This window comes from Bradyrhizobium sp. MI1.7 (assembly GCF_055811795.1).
This window is the reverse complement of the sequence record NZ_JBVVPO010000014.1, coordinates 61,245-80,205: the sequence shown is the minus strand read 5'-3', so window position 1 is coordinate 80,205 and position 18,961 is coordinate 61,245. Positions and strand designations below refer to the sequence as shown.

Below are 18,961 nucleotides of genomic sequence, written 5' to 3'. Positions count from 1 at the left end.
TAAACAGGGCCCGTAGCGGAGCCCGATGATGACGCGAATGGTCGCCCTCATGACGCTTGGCCTCGCTCTCGTCGCGACCATGGCGAGCGCGCAGGACATGATGCGTGACGTCGACCTCACGTCACCCGCGATGGTCTCCGCGGAAATGAGCCGGCAGGAGGTCGAGGCCATCCTGGCCAAAGCCAGCCCCGGGGCGCCGGCCGATTTCACCGGCAAGCGGTTGTCGGGGCTCGATCTCTCGGGTCTTGACCTTTCCACGGCGATTCTCCGTGCGGCACGACTCAACAAGACGAAACTCGCCGGTGCCCGTCTTGATCAGGCGATCCTCGATCAGGCGTGGCTGCTCGACGCAGATCTCGCGGGCGCGAGCCTGAAGGGCGCCAATCTGTTCGCCTCGCAGATGGCGCGCGCGCGTCTGGACGGCGCGGACCTGACCGGTGCTCGCATCGCGGCCGACCTCACCGGCGCAAGCCTGATCGGCGCCTCGATTGCGAACGCGCATCTTGGCGCCGATATGCGCAACCAGTCGATGGGGCTGATGCGCGCCGTGCTGCGATCCGCCAATCTGGAAGGGTTGAACGCGCGCAATGCCGACCTGTCGCGCGTCGATCTCGAATTTGCCTCCCTCAAGGGAGCCGACCTGACCGGCGCATCGCTCAAAAATGCTCAGCTCGGCGGCGCCGACCTGACCGGAGCCACCGTCACTGACGCCGATTTCGAGGGCGCTGATCTTGCCTCGGCGAAGCTGATCGCGCCGATCGGCCTTGACCGCGCCAGGAATTTCGACAAGGCAAAGAACCGCGAGCGCCTGATCAGGGAATAACAGGTCGCCTTTGGGAGGATCGGCTGATGCGTTGGTTTCTGGCTTTGATCGCGTTGTTGACGTTGGCCGGCGAAGCCGCCGCCCAAAGCAAGGGCAAGGGCATCCGGCTCTGGAATTTGACGACGGAGACGATCTCCGGCTTCCAGCTCTCGCCCGCCGGCAAGACCGAGTGGGGCCCGAACCAGTGCCTGAACGACAAGGACAAGGAGGTCGACCACGACGAGCGGCTGCGCATCACCGGCGTCGAACCCGGCCGCTATGACGCCAGGGTCAGCTATCCCAATGCGCGGCAGTGCATCGTCCGCGACATCGAGATCAAGGCGGACGCGGTGTTCTCGATCGCCGACAAAGACCTGAAGGACTGCTCGAAATAACGAAGGCGGCTCACGCCTTGTCGTTCGGGTGCGGATATTCGCAGCGCCACCGCACCGCCTGCCACTTCGGATGGTCGCCGACCCATTGCGCGATATAGGGCGGCGCAGCCATCACGCATTGCCTCGGCGACCCCGCAAAGTTGAACACCAGATGCTGCTCCTCGCAGGTCGCAGGCGAGAGCACCGCACACACAGTCACCACCAGGTCAATCGGGTTCATGCCGGAATCCTGTCGCAAGGGGACAATCGAGATTAGCACGAAAGATTACGTTCCGAGGAGCGGGAAGTTTCGAACGGACGGGATGTTCCCTCTCCCAGCGCGCGGGCAGAGGCGGAACAAACACCTAGAAGTTTACCCCGAACACCAATCGCGCCTGATGACGCTCGAAATTGACGAGGTCGAGATTGCCGCCCGATCCGGCCGGGCGGCCCCAGGCCTGCATGCTCCAGCTCAGGGTGAGCCGCGACTTCTCCGATAGCTGGAAATAGGCGGTCGGACCGACAAACAGCGCCTGCCCCGAGAGCTCACCGAGGCCGATGCCCTCATACTGGCGGAAGTAGCGCATCTCCCCACCGAGCAGAAAATTGGGGCGCACGCGCACCAAGCCGCCAAACGCCGCCCCGATCGTCGAACTCTTCTCGGACAGACCTGCCACCTCGAAGCGCGCCCATTCCGGCTGATAGATCAAATTGAGCGCGCCGATGACGAAGTTCGGGACCAGCTCGCGGTCGAAAGCGAGCGTGAAATCGGTGCCGTACATCCGCCCCTTCGCGCCGCTGGTCTCGTCGATGCGATCGCCATGGAGTTCGGCGGCGACAGTCAATCCGAATGGTGCGCGCCCGCGGTCGAGCAGGCGGTAACGCAGGTCGAGCGAGGCGCCCTGGAAATTGAACTGGCGGCGGTCGTCGATATCGGGAACGCCGGTGATGTCATGCAGCGTGGCGGTGCCGCCGACCTCGATACGGAAGTTCGGCAGCGGCACGACTTCGATCTCGACCTCCTGCTGGAGGGCGCGATAGGTGCCGCCCTTGCCGAAGCGTCCCGTGGTCTGAGTCTGGAATTCGCGCTCGCCGGGATTGCCGACGTCGGTGCCGATCATGAAGCCGAAGATGTGCTCGGTATCGAAGCTCTCTTCGGCACTGACACACGCCGGTGCAAGCGCAACACCGAACGCAATTGCCGTCCAGATCGTGTGGGCTCCAAGGCGCATTGCGAACACTACCACGGCTTCGACGGCGTTCGCCATCGAAGCCGCGGCAGGTCGTCAGTCTTACTTGCGCGCAGCGCAGGCGTACATGTTGATTTCCATGCCGACCGGCACTTCCACGATCTTCGGAGCTTTCCAAGCCATTCGGGTCTCCCAAGGGTATTGAGCGCGACATCGCGCGGGGCAAAACCTAGGGCTGCGTCAGGTGCAGCGCAAGCCTGGAATCGAAGCGCAAACACAGCGAACTGTCGCATTATGCTCGCGAATTTCCCTCTCGGGCAAATCGCCTTCGCTCCCAGTCAAGCGCCGCGTCTCTCACCGCAACAAGCGCAGCAGCGCGCGGCCGGCGCGCGAGTTCAGCTCCTTCGCATCCAGCGTTCCGTCCTTGTCGGGATTCGCTGCGTTGAAGCGCTGCTCCACCACCGCGAGATATTCGTCGAGCGTGAGAGTCCCGTCGCGATCGGGATCGGCGGCGGCGAGTTCCTTCGCCGTTAACCGTCCGCGCAATTCGCGCGCGTCAAGCGTGCCGTCGTGATCGGGATCGAGCTTTGCGAACAGCGCGGCGGCCGCCTTCTTCACCTCGGCGAGATCGAGCGTGCCGTCATTGTCGGTGTCGAACATCTTTACGGCGTTGCCGGAAGCAGCCCAAGCTGGACCGGACAGCACTGCAATCGTGAGCGCAAGCGCAACTGAGCGACGTGAAATCATCAAACCCTCCTGACCAGCCCCCCGATTCGCAGGGGATCGAAACGACATAAGTCTACAAGCGAGCCCCGGTTCAAGTCCGGAATTGCAACCTGCGCACTGCACAACTCGCGGAACCCGACGGCCCGAGCAGAGCGGCCGAAGCCGCCTCCGCTTCATGCCACGGAATTTTTTCAGCGTCTGCGCACAAGTGAAAGTGGGTTGTCAGGTTTCTGTCAGGTGACCGGCATCTGGCATCCAACATATCGGCGACGCACTTACCACTTTCGTATTGACGTGTTTTGCGTTCGGGCGGAGTGTTGCTGCCGCAGCGTCAAAAGGCGCGCATATTGGGAGGAACGGATGAAACGCTTTGCGATGGCCGCGAGCCTCGTCATGCTTGCATCGACGTGTGCAAACGCCCAGACCACCGAGCAGCTGGTCAAGGGTGCGACCGATACATCGAACGTTCTCAATTACGGGATGGGCTACAATCTGCAGCGCTTCTCGACGCTGAACCAGGTCAACAAGGACACCGTCAAGAATCTCGTCCCGGTCTGGAACTACAGTTTCAACGACGATCGCAGCGAGGAATCGCAGCCGCTGGTGTACCAGGGCGTGATCTACGTGACCTCGCACAACGCCACCATGGCGGTCGACGCCAAGACCGGCAAGCAGATCTGGAAATCCAAGGTCGAGTATCCCACCGAGACGCCGCGCATCGTCTGCTGCGGCATCATCAACCGCGGCGCCGCGCTCTATGACGGCAAGGTCTTCCGTACCACGCTCGACGCCAACGTGATCGCGCTCGATGCCAAGGACGGCAAGGAGCTGTGGCGGCAGAAGGCGGCCGACATCAAGGAAGGCTATTCGATGACGGTGGCGCCGCTGGTCGCCGACGGTGTCGTCATCACCGGCATCTCCGGCGCCGAGTTCGGCACCCGCGGCTTCATCGACGGCTGGGACCCGGCGACGGGCAAGCATCTCTGGCGTACCCATTCGATCCCCTCGCCGGACGAGCCCGGCGGCGACACCTGGAAGGGCGACACCTGGAAGCTCGGCGGCGGCTCGACCTGGATCACCGGGTCCTACGATCCCGAGCTCAACACGGTCTATTGGGGCATCGGCAATCCCGGACCGTTCAACTCGGCGGTGCGTCCCGGCGACAACCTCTACACCTGCTCCGTGCTGGCGATGGATCCCAAGACCGGCAAGATCAAGTGGCACTACCAGTTCTCGCCGAACAATCCGTTCGACTATGACTCGGTGGCCGAGATGGTCCTCGCCGACATGAATGTCGAGGGCAAGCCGACCAAGGTGCTGATGGACGCCAACCGCAACGGCTTCTTCTATGTGCTCGACCGCACCAACGGAAAGCTGCTCGCGGCCAATCCTTACGTGAAGGTGAATTGGGCAACCGGCATCGACATGAAGACCGGCAAGCCGATCGAGACCGACGTCTCGAAGGACGCGCGCGACGGTAAGAAGGTCACCGTCTATCCGTCGATCCTCGGCGGCAAGAACTGGGAGCCGATGTCGTTCAATCCGCAGACCGGATTGGCCTATGCCAACACGCTCGCCTTCGGCGGCAGGTACAAGACCGAGCCCGTCACCTTCAAGCAGGGCGAATGGTATCTCGGCATGGACCTCACCGACCTCTGGGAGTGGGGTGACGGCCCGCGCGGTCATCTGAAGGCGATCGATCCCATGACCGGCAAGGCCAAGTGGGAAGCGCCAAGCGACATCCCGCGCTTCTCGGGCGTGCTGTCGACCGCAGGCGGCATCGTGTTCTCGGGCGCACTGACAGGCGAGTTCGAGGCCTTCGACGCCGACACCGGCAAGAAGCTCTGGCAGTTCCAGACCGGTTCCGGCATCGAGGGACAACCGGTGACCTGGCAGCAGGATGGCGTGCAGTACGTTGCCGTCACCTCCGGCTATGGCGGCGTCTACTCGCTGTTCTCCGGCGACGAGCGGCTTGCCAAGGTGCCGCCCGGCGGCTCGCTGTGGGTTTTTGCGGTCAAGCAATAACCACGGCCCGATGCTGAAGGACATATCTCACAAGACGGTGGCGACGATCGCCACCGTCGCGGTGCTGACGGTCGCGCTTGCGGCGACCGTTCGTGCCGCGGACGATGCAACCGGCAATCCCGTGCAGGCACAGATCGACTATGGCAAGTCGACCTATACTTCGAAATGCTCGCACTGCCACGGCCCCAACATGATGAATTCTGGCACCATCACGCCGGACCTGCGCGCCTTTCCCGACGACAAGACGCGCTTCGTCACGACGGTGAAGAACGGCAAGAACAACAAGATGCCGCCCTGGGCCGACATTTTGAGCGACGACGAGATCGGCAATCTCTGGGCCTTCGTCTCGAGCAGGAGAAAGCCATGAGACCCTGGCTCGCCGCATGGAGCGTTGCCGCGATCCTCGCGGCGGCGACTACCGCCTCGCGCGCGGCCGAGGAGCCGCTGAAGGTTTGCCTCGATGAGGACCGGCCTCCGCTCTCGGTGCATCACAAGGGCAAGCCGGATTCAGGCTTCGACGTGCTGCTGGCGCAGGCGATCGCGGACCGGATCGGCCGGCCGCTGAAGATCCAGTGGTTCGAGAGCAAGCTGGACGAGGATTCGAGCCCGCAGCTCGAGGCCAACGCCTTGCTCTCCGATGGGCGCTGCTCGCTGGTCGGCGGCTATGCGTTGACGACGGATTCCCTCGTCAAGCCCGGCATGAAGACGGCACGCTTGCCCGACTTCGCCGGGGCCACGCGCGACGACCGGCGCCGCCGCGTCGCGCTCGGCGTGCTTGTGCCCAGCCAGCCTTACGTCTATTCGCCGATGACGGTGGTACTCGGGCCGAAAGCGCAGGGCCGCAAGATCGGCGACATCGGCGATCTCGGCGGCCTTCGCCTTGCGATCGAGAGCGGCTCGCTGGGCGATGCCATCCTGATGACCTTCGAAAAGGGCCGCCTGATCGACAGCATCACCCATCTCGTCCCCGGCCGCGACGATCTCCTCGGCGCGCTCCAGCGCGGCGACTATGACGCGACGCTGATCGACCTCGGCCGCTTCGATGCCCACCGCGCCGCGCATCCCGACACGACGATCACCGCGTCGGGCTATTATTATCCGATCGGCGCCAATCGCGGCTATGTCGGGCTCGCCAGCGACGGCGCACTGATCGACGCGGTCAACAAGACGCTGACCAGCCTTGCCGCCGAGGGCAAGATCGCCGAATTCGGCAAGCAGGCCGGCCTCACCTATCTGCCACCGCGCGAGCCTGCGATCCTCGGCGATGTCTGGACGAAGATCATTCAGCGGTGAGGTAGCCACACGTGCCGTCACATCACCGGTGTCATGCCCCGCGAAGGCGGGGCATCCAGTACGCTGCGGCCTCTCGATTCAATCGCAAGCGCCTCTGGAATACTGGATCGCCTGGTCAAGCCGGGCGATGACAGCGAGGGTGTGGCGCGACCGTCGCTCCACACGCCAAAGTGCCGACCACATTTCCGTGGTATGCATCGTGTTTCGTTCGCCCCTTTGGTGCCCCGTGAATCCCCCCACGACTCCCTCCGCCACCAACTTGCGTGATCTCCTCTCCCGCGAAGTCAAGACCAGCGAACTGCTGCGCGCGCTGATCGTCGTCGGTCCGATGGTCGCCGCCTATTTCATCTCGCGCGAGACGGCGCTGCTGAACCTGGGGCTCGTCGCGGTCTCGCTGCTGATTCCGGCGCTCAGGCAGCACTTTCCGCCAAAAGTCGTCGCGTGGCATTATCTCGCCATCCTCGTCACCTTTGCCGCGCTTTTCCTTGCAGCTCCGGTCAAGCCGCTATTCGTGGTGCTGACGGCGCTCGCCGGCTTCCTTGCGGTGGCGGGAACGCGCTATGGCGAACATTTCCGCACGCTCGGCAATTGGGTTTTCATCCCCGCCGTCTATCTCGCCTGCGAGGTGCGGGAGGGCGTGAGCGCCGAGGAAGCGATACGTCATGCCGGCGTGGTCATCGCCTCCTCTCCGATCGCGCTGGCGCTCGTCTGCGCGATCCAGATTTACGACCAGCGGCAGCGCGGCAATGCCGCGACCTCGTTCGGACCGCCCGCGACCGACTGGTTTCTGCCCGCCGCGGCAACCGCTATGGCGGTCTTTGCCGCAGCCGCCCTGGTCGAGATCTTCAACCTCGCGCAGGGGCAATGGGTGATGTGGTCGGCCGCAAGCGTCGTGGTCGGCGACCTCACGGCGTCCACCGGCAAGCTGAAGCAGCGGGCGATCGGCGCCTTCATCGGCGCGCCGCTCGGCTTTCTCGCGGGCCTTGCACTGCCGCAAAGCCGCGTCGGCTACGCCATCGCGATTCTCGCGGCCACCCTCACCCTGATCTCGTTCTCCCGCTACATCGTCGGCTTCGGCCTGCGCTGCTGCTTCATCGCGCTCGCCGCATCCTTTGCCGGCGGCGCCAGCGGCATCGCCGAGGAGCGCATCGTCAACGTGCTGATCGGCGGCACGTTCGGCCTGATTGCGGTGGCCCTGACCGAGATCGTCTGGCTGCGGGTGATGCGGAAGACCCGATCGCCCGGATGACGCGCAAATGGGCACCGCGCGGCCTTGTCGAATGCGCCAATCTGTCTCGCCTACCACCCCAGCCTGATGCAGTAGGGTCGGCAAAAATCAGGAGGGAATCATGCCCGCAAAATTCGATCGCCGCCACTTCATCGCCGCCGGTACCAGTGCAATCGCGATGCCCTTCGTCGCGCGCGGCGCCTCGGCGCAAGGCAGTTGGCCCTCGCGGCAGATCCGCATGATTTGCAGCTATCCCGCCGGCGGACAGACCGCTTTGCTCGCGCGCGCCTATGGCGAATTCATCTCCAAGCAGGTCGGTAAGACCGTCGTGGTCGAGAACAAGCCCGGCGCCTCCGGCGCGATCGGCACCGCAGAGGTCGCCCGCGCCGAGCCCGACGGCCACACCATCCTGTGCTCGATCTCGACCACCTACATCATGAACCGGGTCGTGATGAAGAATCCCGGCTACGACATGGACAAGGATCTGACGCTGGTCAGCGTCATTCCGGGCGCCGGCCTGTTGCTGGTCGCAAACCCCAAGACCGGGGTCAAGACGCTGGAGGATTTCGTCGCCTTCGCGCGCAAGAGCGGCAAGGTCAACTTCGGCACCTATAGCGCGGGCTCGGCCCCGCACATGACGATCAACGAGCTCAACAAGCAGTACGGTCTTTCCATCGAGCCGGTTCACTACCGCGGCGAAGCGCCGATGTGGACGGGGATGCTGGAAGGCACGCTCGATGCCGCAATGGGCAGCTACACGGCGGCGCAGTCCGTCCTGCAAAGCGACCGTGGCACCGTGTTCGCCGTGCATTCGAAGAAGGTCGACGCGATCCCAGCCATCAAGACCCTCCCGGAGCAGGGCGCAACGTCGAAATTCTTCACCGTGAGCGGCTTCTCCGGCTGGGCCGTGCCGAAGGCGACGCCGCAGCCGGTGGTCGACCGCCTGGCGGCGCTCTGCGTCGCCGCCAACAGCGATCCGAAGGTGAAGGAGGTTCTCGCGACCTTCGTGCTCGAGCCGGCCATCGGCTTCAAGGAGACCAATGCCCTGTATCAGCACGAGTTGCCGATCTGGATCGAGAGCGCGCGGTCGCTCGGCCTCGAGCCGGCCTGAACCTTCCGCGGCGCACGGGGCTGTCCCATCGGAGCCCGGCATCCGACCAAAGCCTAGTGTCGGAAGCGCATTTTCCCGCTATGATTGTGCGCCGGTGCCGGCCCCCTCACCGGCGGACAAGAAAGGCCGATCGCATGACACCGGATGGCGTCGCCGTTGCCGTCATGATCACTCTGCTCTTTCCGATGGGCTACTTCACGCTGGCCTCGCCCGCCTTCCTGCTGGTGAAGCTCGATATCCAGCCCGTCGCCCAGCTATTGCGTGGGATGTTCAACGCCCATTTTCTGGTGATGCGCGTCGCCGGCGTGATCGGGGCGCTGGCTTTCCTGCTCGACGGTCGCCTGGTCGCCGCGATGGGCGTCGGCCTGCTCGCGGCCCTGGCGATCTGGGGACGCCGCTGGTTCATGCAACGGATCGACGACCAGCTCCGCGCGAGGGACGCAGGTGATGCTGAGGCCCCGCACCGGCTGCGCCGGCTGCATTGGAGCGGCATGCTGGGCAACGCGGTGCTGCTGGTCGCTCTCGTGACCAGCATTCCCTACGTCGCCATATCGGCCTGAGAGATATCGCCGCGCGGCCTGCGTCGGCTGCGGCGCTCGCCTAATGCTCGCCCGAGGCCGCGGCGCCCTGCTGGGCCTTGTGGATCGAGGACGGCACCACGCCAAAATATTTCCGGAACACGCGGCTGAAATGCGATGAGCTGGAGAAGCCCCAGGAGAAGGCGACATCGGTGATGGTCTTGCCGCCGTGCGCCTCGAGCTCCTGGCGACAATTCTGCAAGCGCGCCTGCCAGATGTAGTCGCTCACCGTGGTGCCGCGCTCGGAGAACAGCATGTGCAGATAGCGCTTGGAGCAGCCGAGCTCGGCGGAGATCTGGTCGATGCACAGATCCGGATCGCGCAGGTGCTCGCGGATGAAGAATTGTGCGCGCACGTACATTGCCTCGGGCCCGACGCGATCGAACATCGTGTCCGCTTCGCGCAACGGCAACAGCAAGAGGTCGATCAGCGAATCGGCGACACCGACCGCGCTGTTCGCCGACAGCTTGGCCGCCTCGTCGAAGGTGGCATGGACGAAATCATGGGCGATCCTCCCCGTCCCGGTCTTCGCCGACAATTTGCAGGCCGGCATCCGCTGCGACGGGAATCCACGGTCGCGCAGCAAGGCCTTCGGCACGATCACCACGTCGTGGCGGGTGAAGGCGGGGCTGATGATGGAATGCGGACACGAGACGTCATAGGCGATGATGTCGCCCGGGTTCAGCTCGATGTGGCGGCCTTCCTGCTCGAAATAGGACACGCCGTAGGTCTGGAAGTGGATCTTGATGTACGGGTGTTCGTTGGCCTTGGCGCGCGCCAGCGTGTGCGCGATGCGATGCTGGCTGACCTCGATCTGGCAGAGCTTCAGGCGCGAGACGCTCGTGTAGTCGATGCGGCCCTCGAGCGAGGACGCCTCGAGCGGATCGACGTCGAAATGCCCACACAGGCTTGTCAGCCCGTCGATCCAGCTCTGGATCTGCCGCTTCGGCGTCAGGCCGGTCGTCGAGAGCGTGTGAATGGTGTCGGACATTAATCCAGCCGCTGGTTTCATCTGCAGATTCGACGCGAATCGCAACCAGCGCTGCTGGAGCCCTCAGCCATGATTGCGTGACGTTTACCTCGAATTTGAGCGGTCTCTTGCAACGAGCGCGATCGTTCCATTGCCACCCTTGACGGTTAATCCTCCGCCTTAGTTGCAGCGCCGTCAAGGGGAACCTGAGCGCCGAAGGCGCCGCGAAGGCGCGCGGAAGCCGCTGAATTCGCTACTGCAAAATCAAAAACTTTGCGTCCGTGCGCTGTCAAGCAAACCGGCTTCCCTCTTGGGCAAGTTTCCCGATGACGAAGTCGTTAGGGATTGCGGCAGGAACAACAAAAACGGGCCTCTCCTGCACGTGGACCCGTAGCTCTCATCCGGAGGAGGAAACAGCACAGCATCGTTTCTGGTCCCAAACGTGACCGCCCTGCACGAGCAGACGCCGGACGAGAAGCCCGGTGATTAAGCAATGCTTCGGAAACAATAAACGAGACCAACGGAGGAATGACTATGCGCAAGGTGCTAATGGCGACCTATCTTGGCTCCGCGGCGATGCTCGCCGTCGGCAGCGCGTCAGCCAATGACGAGCTGATCAAGATGTCGCAGAATCCCAAAGACTGGGTCATGCCGGCGGGCGACTACGCCAATACCCGCTATTCCAAGCTGAACCAGATCAACGCACAAAACGTAGGCAAGCTCCAGGTCGCCTGGACCTTCTCCACCGGCGTGCTGCGCGGCCACGAAGGCGGCCCGCTGATCATCGGCAACGTGATGTACGTCCATACACCGTTCCCGAACAAGGTCTATGCTCTTGACCTTTCCAACGAGAACAAGATCATCTGGAAGTACGAGCCGAAGCAGGATCCGAACGTCATCCCGGTGATGTGCTGCGACACGGTCAACCGCGGCCTGTCTTACGGCGACGGCAAGATCATCCTGCATCAGGCTGACACCACACTGGTTGCGCTCGACGCCAAGACCGGCCAGGTCGCCTGGTCTGTGAAGAACGGCGATCCCACTAAGGGCGAGACCGGAACCTCTGCGGCGCTCGTCGTCAAGGACAAGGTCCTGGTTGGCATTTCCGGTGGCGAGTTTGGCGTCCAGGCTCACATGACGGCTTACGATCTCAAAACGGGCAAGTTGGCTTGGCGCGGTTACTCGGGAGGGCCTGATGATCAAATCCTGGTCGATGCCGAGAAGACCACCGCTCTCGGCAAGCCGGTCGGCAAGGACTCCAGCCTCAAGACCTGGCAGGGCGATCAGTGGAAGATTGGCGGCGGCGCCACCTGGGGCTGGATCTCCTTTGATCCTGAGCTGAACCTGATCTATTACGGATCAGGCAATCCCTCGACCTGGAACCCGAAGCAACGTCCAGGCGACAACAAATGGTCGATGACGATCTGGGCCCGCAATGCCGACACCGGCGTGGCCAAGTGGGTCTACCAGATGACGCCGCACGATGAGTGGGATTATGACGGCGTCAACGAAATGATCCTCTCGGATCAGTCGATCAACGGCCAACCGCGCAAGCTGCTGACCCATTTCGACCGCAACGGCCTCGCCTACACGATGGATCGTGTCACCGGCGAACTGCTGGTCGCCGAGAAATACGACCCGAAGGTGAACTGGACCTCCGGCGTCGACATGGACAAGAACTCACCGACCTATGGCCGCCCGAAGGTTCTCGACGCGGCCTCGACTGAAAAGGGCGGCGAGGATCACAACACCAAGGGCATCTGCCCGGCCGCGCTCGGTACCAAGGACGAGCAGCCGGCAGCCTACTCGCCGGACACGCAGCTGTTCTACGTTCCGACCAACCACGTCTGCATGGACTACGAGCCGTTCAAGGTGAGCTACACCGCGGGCCAGCCCTATGTGGGTGCGACGCTCTCGATGTATCCGCCGCAGGGTGAAACCCATATGGGTAATTTCATCGCCTGGGACGGCAAGACCGGCAAGATCGTCTGGTCGAACAAGGAGCAGTTCTCGGTCTGGTCGGGTGCGCTCGCAACCGCCGGCGGCGTGGTGTTCTACGGCACGCTCGAAGGCTACCTGAAGGCGGTCGACGCCAAGACCGGTAAGGAGCTCTACAAGTTCAAGACTCCCTCCGGCATCATCGGCAACGTCACCACCTATGAGAACGGCGGCAAGCAGTATGTCGCAGTGCTCTCCGGCGTGGGCGGCTGGGCCGGTATCGGTCTGGCAGCTGGTCTGACCGATCCGACCGCCGGTCTCGGCGCAGTCGGTGGCTACGCGGCTCTCAGCAACTACACGGCACTCGGCGGTACGCTGACCGTGTTCTCGCTGCCAGCGGCGAACTAGCCTCACCTTCGTGTCGCTCCGGCGCGTGGATCAACTCCACGCGCCGGCTCGTCTCCACCGAACGCCTTCGAGGATCATCTCTTGCGTAAAATCTGCTTTGTCATCGCTGCGACCATCTTCGTGACCTCGGGGGGAATTGCCGTTGCGGACGGTCCGGGCGACCCGGCCGCCGTCAAGAAGGAAGACGACGGAAAGTGGCTCGATAAGGAAGGAAACCCGACCTACAAGATTTCGGCCGACGGCACCGTGGACTGGTTCACCTATTCCGGATATCGCCGCTATCACTCCGACTGCCACGTCTGCCATGGCCCCGACGGCATGGGATCCACCTACGCACCGGCGTTGAAGGATTCGGTCAAGACCATGAGCTACGGCGACTTCCTCGGCGTCGTCGCCTCCGGTCGCAAGAACATCTCGACCGCGCAGGAGAACGTCATGCCTGCCTTCGGCGACAACCCGAACGTCGCCTGCTACATGGACGATCTCTACGTCTATCTGCGCGCCCGCTCCGACGAGGCGTGGGGCCGTCAACGTCCCTCCAAGAAGGATGAGAAGAACGAGACCTACACCAAGGCGGAAGACGCCTGCATGGGCAAGAAATGAAGGTTACCAGGACCGATACCACCTCGTGGCGTCCTGCGAGAATTTGAGGAGTTTACGATGAAGACACGTGCCGCCGTTGCTTTCGAAGCCAAGAAACCACTCGAGATCGTCGAAGTCGATCTGGAAGGACCGAAGGCCGGCGAAGTCCTGGTCGAGATCAAGGCGACGGGCATCTGCCATACCGACGCCTACACGCTCGACGGCTTCGACAGCGAAGGAATCTTCCCGTCGATCCTGGGTCATGAGGGCGCCGGTATCATCCGCGAGATCGGACCGGGCGTGACCTCGGTGAAACCGGGCGACCACGTCATCCCGCTCTACACGCCGGAGTGCCGGCAGTGCAAAAGCTGCCTGAGCCAGAAGACCAATCTCTGCACCGCGATTCGCGCGACGCAGGGCAAGGGCGTGATGCCTGATGGCACCAGCCGCTTCTCCTACAAGGGCAAGCCGGTCTACCACTACATGGGCTGCTCGACCTTCTCGAACTTCACCGTGCTGCCGGAGATCGCCGTCGCCAAGATCCGCGAGGACGCGCCGTTCGACAAGAGCTGCTACATCGGCTGCGGCGTCACCACCGGCGTCGGCGCCGTCGTCAACACCGCCAAGGTCACGCCGGGCTCCAACGTGGTCGTGTTCGGCCTCGGCGGCATCGGCCTCAACGTGATCCAGGGCGCCAAGATGGCCGGCGCCGACAAGATCATCGGCGTCGACATCAACGACTCCAAGGAGGATTGGGGCCGCCGGTTCGGCATGACCGAGTTCGTCAACCCCAAGAAGATCACCGGCGACATCGTCGCGCATCTGGTCAACCTGACCGACGGTGGTGCCGACTACACCTTCGATTGCACCGGCAACACCACCGTGATGCGCCAGGCGCTGGAAGCCTGCCATCGCGGCTGGGGCACCTCGATCATCATCGGCGTTGCCGAATCCGGCAAGGAGATCGCCACCCGCCCGTTCCAGCTCGTCACCGGGCGCAACTGGCGCGGCACGGCCTTCGGCGGCGCGCGCGGCCGCACCGACGTGCCCAAGATCGTCGACTGGTACATGAACGGAAAGATCCAGATCGATCCGATGATCACCCACGTGCTCAAGCTCGAGGAGATCAACAAGGGTTTTGACCTCATGCACGAGGGCAAATCCATCCGTTCAGTCGTTGTGTTCTAGCTCGAAAGCGTCACACCCAAGGAGGATCGACCCATGACTGTTGCACTCCATCCCTCGATCGATAACGGCGTCAAACAGGGCAGCGGCAGCTTTGCCGGCGGCACACTGGTTTGCAAATGCACGGACCACCCGGTCAAGGTCGCCGTGAAGGGCGACGTCGCCCACAACCACGCCTGCGGCTGCACCAAGTGCTGGAAGCCGCAAGGCGCGAATTTCTCGGTGGTCGCCGTGGTGCCGCGCCAGAACGTCAGCGTGACCGAGAACGGCGACAAGCTCCAGATCGTCGATCCCTCGGCGGTGATCCAGCGGCACGCCTGCAAGGCTTGCGGCACCCACATGTACGGCCGCATCGAGAACAAGGGCCATCCGTTCTACGGCCTCGACTTCATCCATCCCGAGCTGTTCCAGGAGCAGGGCTCGCAGGCGCCGCAATTCGCCGCCTTCGTCTCCTCCGTGATTGAATCCGGCGTGAAGCCGGAACAGATGGCAGGCATCCGCTCGCGGCTGAAGGAAATCGGGCTCGAGCCCTATGACTGCCTATCGCCGGCGCTGATGGACGCGATCGCGACCCACGTGGCGAAAGCCAAGGCTGCCTGACAAGGCTGCCTGACAAGGCCGCCTGAACAAGGCCGTCAGACCTTCGCCGTGCCCGTCCGCTCGCTGGCCCCGACCATCGCCAGCGAGCCGGACGGTCCGGCCCTCGACCAAATCGCTGCGATGCCGCCGCATCGCACGAGGCAGACGCGAGCGCCATGAGCTCCTCAGATGAGCTCCTCAGTCCTGGTCTCTGAATGACTGCGCAGTGCCGCCCACTTCCCCCTCGAAGTCCGCGCCGCTGCGTTCTCCCTCCCTCGACTGAGGCATCCTGCTTCGTCCGCGCAGTCTCTGCCGGACGAAGCTTTTTTCGTCGTGCACATTTCGCAGGCGCAGGGGCGTGATGCCGCGCCCTGCTTTTGACAAACCTTCGTTGCAACTTTTCCCTTCAACAACACCCGGCTGTGAACGCCGGGCCGGCGCGGTCTCTGCTACGGTCGCGTCGTCACGATGCCGCGCGAATTCAATCAATCAAGAATAAGACGGGAGGTATCGAGCACATCCGGACATCACGATTCGCATTCCTGCTTGCTGCCGGGATCTGCCCGCGCAGGAGAACAGGCCGGGATGCGACGACACGACGAAACGGGCAGTGCGCCGACCTGTGTCGGCAATGTTCAATCGACAAGCTTATGAAGAGCGAGGGACCATCATGATCAAGGTGAAGATCAACGGCCAGGAACAGAGCTGGGACGGCGACCCGGATCTCCCGCTACTCTGGTTCTTGCGTGACGAGGCCGGCCTGACCGGCACCAAGTTCGGCTGCGGCCAGGCCCTGTGCGGCGCCTGCACCGTCATCGTCGACAAGGAGGCCGTGCGTTCCTGCATCACGTCGATCAACGACGTCGCCGGGCGCGAGGTGACCACCATCGAAGGGCTGCATCCGAACGGCGACCACCCCGTCCAGAAGGCCTGGCGCCAGGTCAACGTGCCCCAATGCGGCTTCTGCCAGGCTGGCCAGATCATGCAGGCCGCCGCGCTGTTGATGGAGAATCCCAAGCCGTCACACGACCAGATCCGCGAAGCGATGGCCGGCAACATCTGCCGTTGCGGCTGCTACCAGCGCATCGAGAACGCAGTCCATCTCGCATCGACGGGAGTGTGACATGAATTTCATCGATAAACCCGGGAAGCTTCGTGGCTTCGAGAAGAACATTCGGGTCGAGAAGGTCTCGCGCCGCAGCATCCTGAAGGGGCTCGGCATCACCGGCGGCTTCGTGCTCGCCGCCCCCGTGATGTCGCGCCAGGCGTTTGCCTACGAGACCGGCGCCGGCAAGATGCCGCACGGCGTCGTGGTCGATCCCCGCGTCTTCGTCGCGGTTGCGCCCGACGGCACCGTCACCATCCTCGCCCATCGTGCCGAAATGGGCACCGGCGTGCGCACCAGCCTTCCGCTGATCGTCGCCGAGGAGATGGAGGCTGACTGGTCCAGGGTCAAAGTGCAGCAGGCCCATGGCGACGAGGTCAAGTTCGGCAACCAGGACACCGATGGCTCCCGCAGCACGCGGCATTATCTGATCCCGATGCGCCAGATCGGTGCCTCCGCCCGCACCATGCTGGAGCAGGCCGCGGCCAAGCGCTGGGGCGTGCCGGCGACCGAGGTCAAGGCCGTCAACCACGAGGTCGTCCACAGCGCCAGCGGCCGCAAGCTCGGCTTCGGCGAACTCGCCGCGGACGCAGCCAAAGAATCGGTGCCGAGCATCGAAGGCCTCAAGCTGAAGGACCCCAAGGACTTCCGTTATCTCGGCAAGGGCCAGATCAGCATCGTCGATCTCCACGACATCACCACCGGCAAGGCGCGCTACGGCGCCGACGTACGCCTGCCAGGCATGAAATATGCGGTCATCGCACGCCCGCCGGTGACCGGCGGCAAGCTGGTCTCGTTCGATCCGGACGCGGCGCTGAAGGTCCCCGGCGTCGAGAAGGTGATGCAGGTGCGCGGCTGGCCGTGGCCGTCGAAATTCCAGCCGCTCGGCGGCGTCGCGGTGATCGCGCGCAACACCGGCGCGGCGATCAAGGGCCGTGACGCGCTGAAGCTGACCTGGGACGACGGCGCCAACGGCAAATACGACTCGGTCGCCTATCGCAAGGAGCTCGAGGAAGCCTCGCGCAAACCGGGCCTCGTCGTACGCCAGGAGGGTGACGCAGACGCTGCGCTGAAGAGCGCCGACAAGGTCGTCGTCGGCGAATACTATCTGCCGCACCTCGCCCATGTCAGCATGGAGCCGCCGGTGGCGGTCGCCGACGTCAAGGGTGACAAAGCGGAGATCTGGGCGCCGGTGCAGAGTCCCGGCGGCACCCGCGAGGACGTCGCCAAGACGCTCGGCATTCCCGAGGACAACGTCACGGTGAATGTCACGCTGCTCGGCGGCGGTTTCGGCCGCAAGTCGAAATGCGACTTCGCGCTCGAGGCCGCGCTGCTGTCGAAGGAGCTCGGCGCGCCGGTGAAGGTGCAATGGACGCGCGAGGACGACGTCCGTCACGACTTCCTGCACACCGTCTCGGTCGAGCGGATCGAGGCAGGGCTCGACAAGAACGGCAAGGTGATCGCCTGGCGCCACCGCAGCGTGGCCCCGAGCATCGCCTCGACCTTCGCCGCGGGTGCAAACCACCAGGCACCCTTCGAGCTCGGCATGGGCCTCGTCGACATGCCGTTCGAGATCGCCAACATCTCCTGCGAGAACCCGGAAGCCGCGGCGTTCACCCGCATCGGCTGGTTCCGTTCGGTCTCGAACATCCCGCGGGCCTTTGCGGTGCAGTCGATGGTCGGCGAGATCGCGCAGGCGACCGGGCGCGACCAGAAGGAGACGTTGCTCGCGCTGATCGGCAGTCCCCGCATCGTCAAGCCGGCGGTGAAGGACATGTGGAACTACGGCGAGCCCTATGACAGCTACCCGATCGACACCGCGCGTCTCCGCAAGGTGGTCGAGCTGGTCGCCGAGAAGGGCGAATGGGGCCGTCAGGTACCGAAAGGCCATGGCCTCGGCATTGCCGTGCACCGCAGCTTCGTCAGCTACATCGCGACCATCGTCGAGGTGGCCGTCGACGAGAAGGGCAAGCTGACGGTGCCGCGGGTCGACACCGCGATCGACTGCGGCACTTATGTCAATCCCGAGCGCATCGCCTCGCAGATGGAGGGCGCGGCGATCATGGGGCTGAGCGTCGCCAAATACGGCGCGATCACCTTCAAGGACGGCAAGGTGGAGCAGAAGAACTTCGACGACTTCCAGGTCCTCAGGATGGATGAATCTCCTCTTGTAACCAACGTCTACATCGTCCCGCCCGGACCCGACACGCCGCCGAGCGGCGTCGGCGAGCCCGGTGTTCCGCCGTTCGCACCCGCGCTGACGAACGCGATCTTCGCCGCGACCGGAAAGCGTATCCGCAGCCTTCCGCTCGGTAAGCAATTGGAGGCTTAAGGCGGAACATTGAGCGGCCTCGCGCCGTTTCCATCGATCTGACAGGAGCAGATCGATGACCAACATCTCAAAGGCGCTCGCAGTCTCGTTGCTGTCGGGCGCCTTTTTCATGACGACCACGGCTGCGTTCGCTCAAAGCAACACCACCCCGCCGACCACCGCCACGCGCCCCACCGCGCCGGAGCAGAACTCGCTTCCCAACGCCGGAGCCCCGCCGCCTTCGACCACACAGACCACCGGGCAGACCAGCTCCGATCCGAAGGTTCAGGAGATGAACCAGAAGGAAAAGGACAAGGTTGATCGGCAGGGGAAGTAGCGGTCCAGCGCCTGCGCCCACAAACCGCCGCTCGCCGTCATGGCCGGGCTTGTCCCGGCCATCCACGACCTCTGCCGCGGCACGAAGAACGTGGATGCCCGGGACAAGCCCGGGCATGACGGGTTCGTGGCGCGAGCACCGCACACGCAAAATGCGGCGGACGCGCCGTCCGCCGCATTTGCCCCCTGACGCTCCGCTTCCTTCGATTCGCCCGCGGAG

At 63.8% G+C, this 18,961-nt stretch carries 20 protein-coding genes; 15 read left to right on the top strand and 5 right to left on the bottom strand.

Annotation, left to right across the window (positions count from 1 at the left end):
• Positions 1–25 precede the first annotated feature (25 nt).
• Together AC0L3X_RS15690 and AC0L3X_RS15685 are read left to right on the top strand one after the other, a co-directional pair.
• Positions 26–823 carry a pentapeptide repeat-containing protein gene (locus AC0L3X_RS15690; protein WP_063981988.1) on the top strand — a complete coding sequence of 266 codons (798 nt, stop codon included), beginning with the start codon at positions 26–28 and terminating at the stop codon, positions 821–823.
• Positions 824–849: 26 nt separating this feature from the next.
• Positions 850–1,197 (top strand): hypothetical protein, encoded by a 348-nt coding sequence (locus AC0L3X_RS15685; protein ID WP_187387988.1) that lies wholly within the window; start codon positions 850–852, stop codon positions 1,195–1,197.
• A gap of 10 nt (positions 1,198–1,207) precedes the next feature.
• On the opposite strand, the gene AC0L3X_RS15680 is transcribed toward AC0L3X_RS15685, so the two are convergent.
• From AC0L3X_RS15680 to AC0L3X_RS15665, 4 genes are all read right to left on the bottom strand, one after another.
• The gene (locus AC0L3X_RS15680) at positions 1,208–1,417 is read right to left on the bottom strand and encodes a hypothetical protein (RefSeq protein WP_014493627.1); all 210 of its coding nucleotides are present in this window, start codon (positions 1,415–1,417) and stop codon (positions 1,208–1,210) included.
• A gap of 124 nt (positions 1,418–1,541) precedes the next feature.
• Entirely contained in the window at positions 1,542–2,444 is a 903-nt protein-coding gene (locus tag AC0L3X_RS15675; protein WP_063981986.1) for a hypothetical protein, read from the bottom strand.
• A 24-nt stretch (positions 2,445–2,468) separates the two neighbouring features.
• On the bottom strand, positions 2,469–2,549 hold the full coding sequence (gene pqqA / locus AC0L3X_RS15670; protein ID WP_012029362.1) for a pyrroloquinoline quinone precursor peptide PqqA: 81 nt from the start codon (positions 2,547–2,549) through the stop codon (positions 2,469–2,471).
• A gap of 171 nt (positions 2,550–2,720) precedes the next feature.
• Complete coding sequence (locus AC0L3X_RS15665; RefSeq protein WP_063981985.1) at positions 2,721–3,113, bottom strand: EF-hand domain-containing protein; 393 nt, start codon at positions 3,111–3,113, stop codon at positions 2,721–2,723.
• A 339-nt stretch (positions 3,114–3,452) separates the two neighbouring features.
• Between AC0L3X_RS15665 and AC0L3X_RS15660 the strand changes: the two genes are divergently transcribed.
• The 6 genes from AC0L3X_RS15660 (at position 3,453) to AC0L3X_RS15635 (ending at position 9,309) form a co-directional block, all read left to right on the top strand.
• A complete protein-coding gene (locus AC0L3X_RS15660; RefSeq protein WP_063981984.1) occupies positions 3,453–5,117 on the top strand; it encodes a methanol/ethanol family PQQ-dependent dehydrogenase in 1,665 nt (554 codons plus the stop codon).
• 10 nt (positions 5,118–5,127) lie between these two features.
• Positions 5,128–5,484, top strand: coding sequence for a c-type cytochrome (locus AC0L3X_RS15655; protein ID WP_063981983.1), 357 nt, complete (start codon positions 5,128–5,130; stop codon positions 5,482–5,484).
• A complete protein-coding gene (locus AC0L3X_RS15650) occupies positions 5,481–6,410 on the top strand; it encodes a substrate-binding periplasmic protein (RefSeq protein ID WP_063981982.1) in 930 nt (309 codons plus the stop codon). The genes AC0L3X_RS15655 and AC0L3X_RS15650 overlap by 4 nt, the downstream gene beginning before the upstream one ends.
• A 259-nt stretch (positions 6,411–6,669) precedes the next feature.
• A complete protein-coding gene (locus tag AC0L3X_RS15645) occupies positions 6,670–7,659 on the top strand; it encodes an FUSC family protein (protein WP_231142734.1) in 990 nt (329 codons plus the stop codon).
• Between the two features lie 100 nt (positions 7,660–7,759).
• Entirely contained in the window at positions 7,760–8,749 is a 990-nt protein-coding gene (locus AC0L3X_RS15640; protein ID WP_063981980.1) for a Bug family tripartite tricarboxylate transporter substrate binding protein, read from the top strand.
• Positions 8,750–8,883: 134 nt separating this feature from the next.
• A complete protein-coding gene (locus AC0L3X_RS15635; RefSeq protein WP_063981979.1) occupies positions 8,884–9,309 on the top strand; it encodes a hypothetical protein in 426 nt (141 codons plus the stop codon).
• Positions 9,310–9,349: 40 nt separating this feature from the next.
• On the opposite strand, the gene AC0L3X_RS15630 is transcribed toward AC0L3X_RS15635, so the two are convergent.
• Complete coding sequence (locus AC0L3X_RS15630; RefSeq protein ID WP_014493617.1) at positions 9,350–10,318, bottom strand: helix-turn-helix domain-containing protein; 969 nt, start codon at positions 10,316–10,318, stop codon at positions 9,350–9,352.
• Positions 10,319–10,831: 513 nt separating this feature from the next.
• Here AC0L3X_RS15630 and xoxF5 point away from each other — a divergent pair.
• The 7 genes from xoxF5 to AC0L3X_RS15595 all read left to right on the top strand — a co-directional run bounded on the left by xoxF5 (position 10,832) and on the right by AC0L3X_RS15595 (position 18,742).
• On the top strand, positions 10,832–12,643 hold the full coding sequence (xoxF5, locus tag AC0L3X_RS15625; protein ID WP_063981978.1) for a lanthanide-dependent methanol dehydrogenase XoxF5: 1,812 nt from the start codon (positions 10,832–10,834) through the stop codon (positions 12,641–12,643).
• 81 nt (positions 12,644–12,724) lie between these two features.
• Positions 12,725–13,246, top strand: a complete 522-nt coding sequence (locus AC0L3X_RS15620; RefSeq protein ID WP_084795040.1) for a c-type cytochrome, methanol metabolism-related — start codon at positions 12,725–12,727, stop codon at positions 13,244–13,246.
• Positions 13,247–13,303: 57 nt separating this feature from the next.
• Entirely contained in the window at positions 13,304–14,413 is a 1,110-nt protein-coding gene (locus tag AC0L3X_RS15615) for an S-(hydroxymethyl)glutathione dehydrogenase/class III alcohol dehydrogenase (protein WP_014493614.1), read from the top strand.
• Between the two features lie 33 nt (positions 14,414–14,446).
• Positions 14,447–15,010, top strand: coding sequence for an S-(hydroxymethyl)glutathione synthase (gene gfa, locus AC0L3X_RS15610; protein WP_063981977.1), 564 nt, complete (start codon positions 14,447–14,449; stop codon positions 15,008–15,010).
• A 649-nt stretch (positions 15,011–15,659) separates the two neighbouring features.
• Complete coding sequence (locus AC0L3X_RS15605; protein ID WP_014493612.1) at positions 15,660–16,112, top strand: (2Fe-2S)-binding protein; 453 nt, start codon at positions 15,660–15,662, stop codon at positions 16,110–16,112.
• A gap of 1 nt (position 16,113) precedes the next feature.
• Positions 16,114–18,426 carry a xanthine dehydrogenase family protein molybdopterin-binding subunit gene (locus AC0L3X_RS15600; protein WP_063981976.1) on the top strand — a complete coding sequence of 771 codons (2,313 nt, stop codon included), beginning with the start codon at positions 16,114–16,116 and terminating at the stop codon, positions 18,424–18,426.
• Positions 18,427–18,481: 55 nt separating this feature from the next.
• Entirely contained in the window at positions 18,482–18,742 is a 261-nt protein-coding gene (locus AC0L3X_RS15595) for a hypothetical protein (RefSeq protein ID WP_028151274.1), read from the top strand.
• Positions 18,743–18,961: the final 219 nt, after the last annotated feature.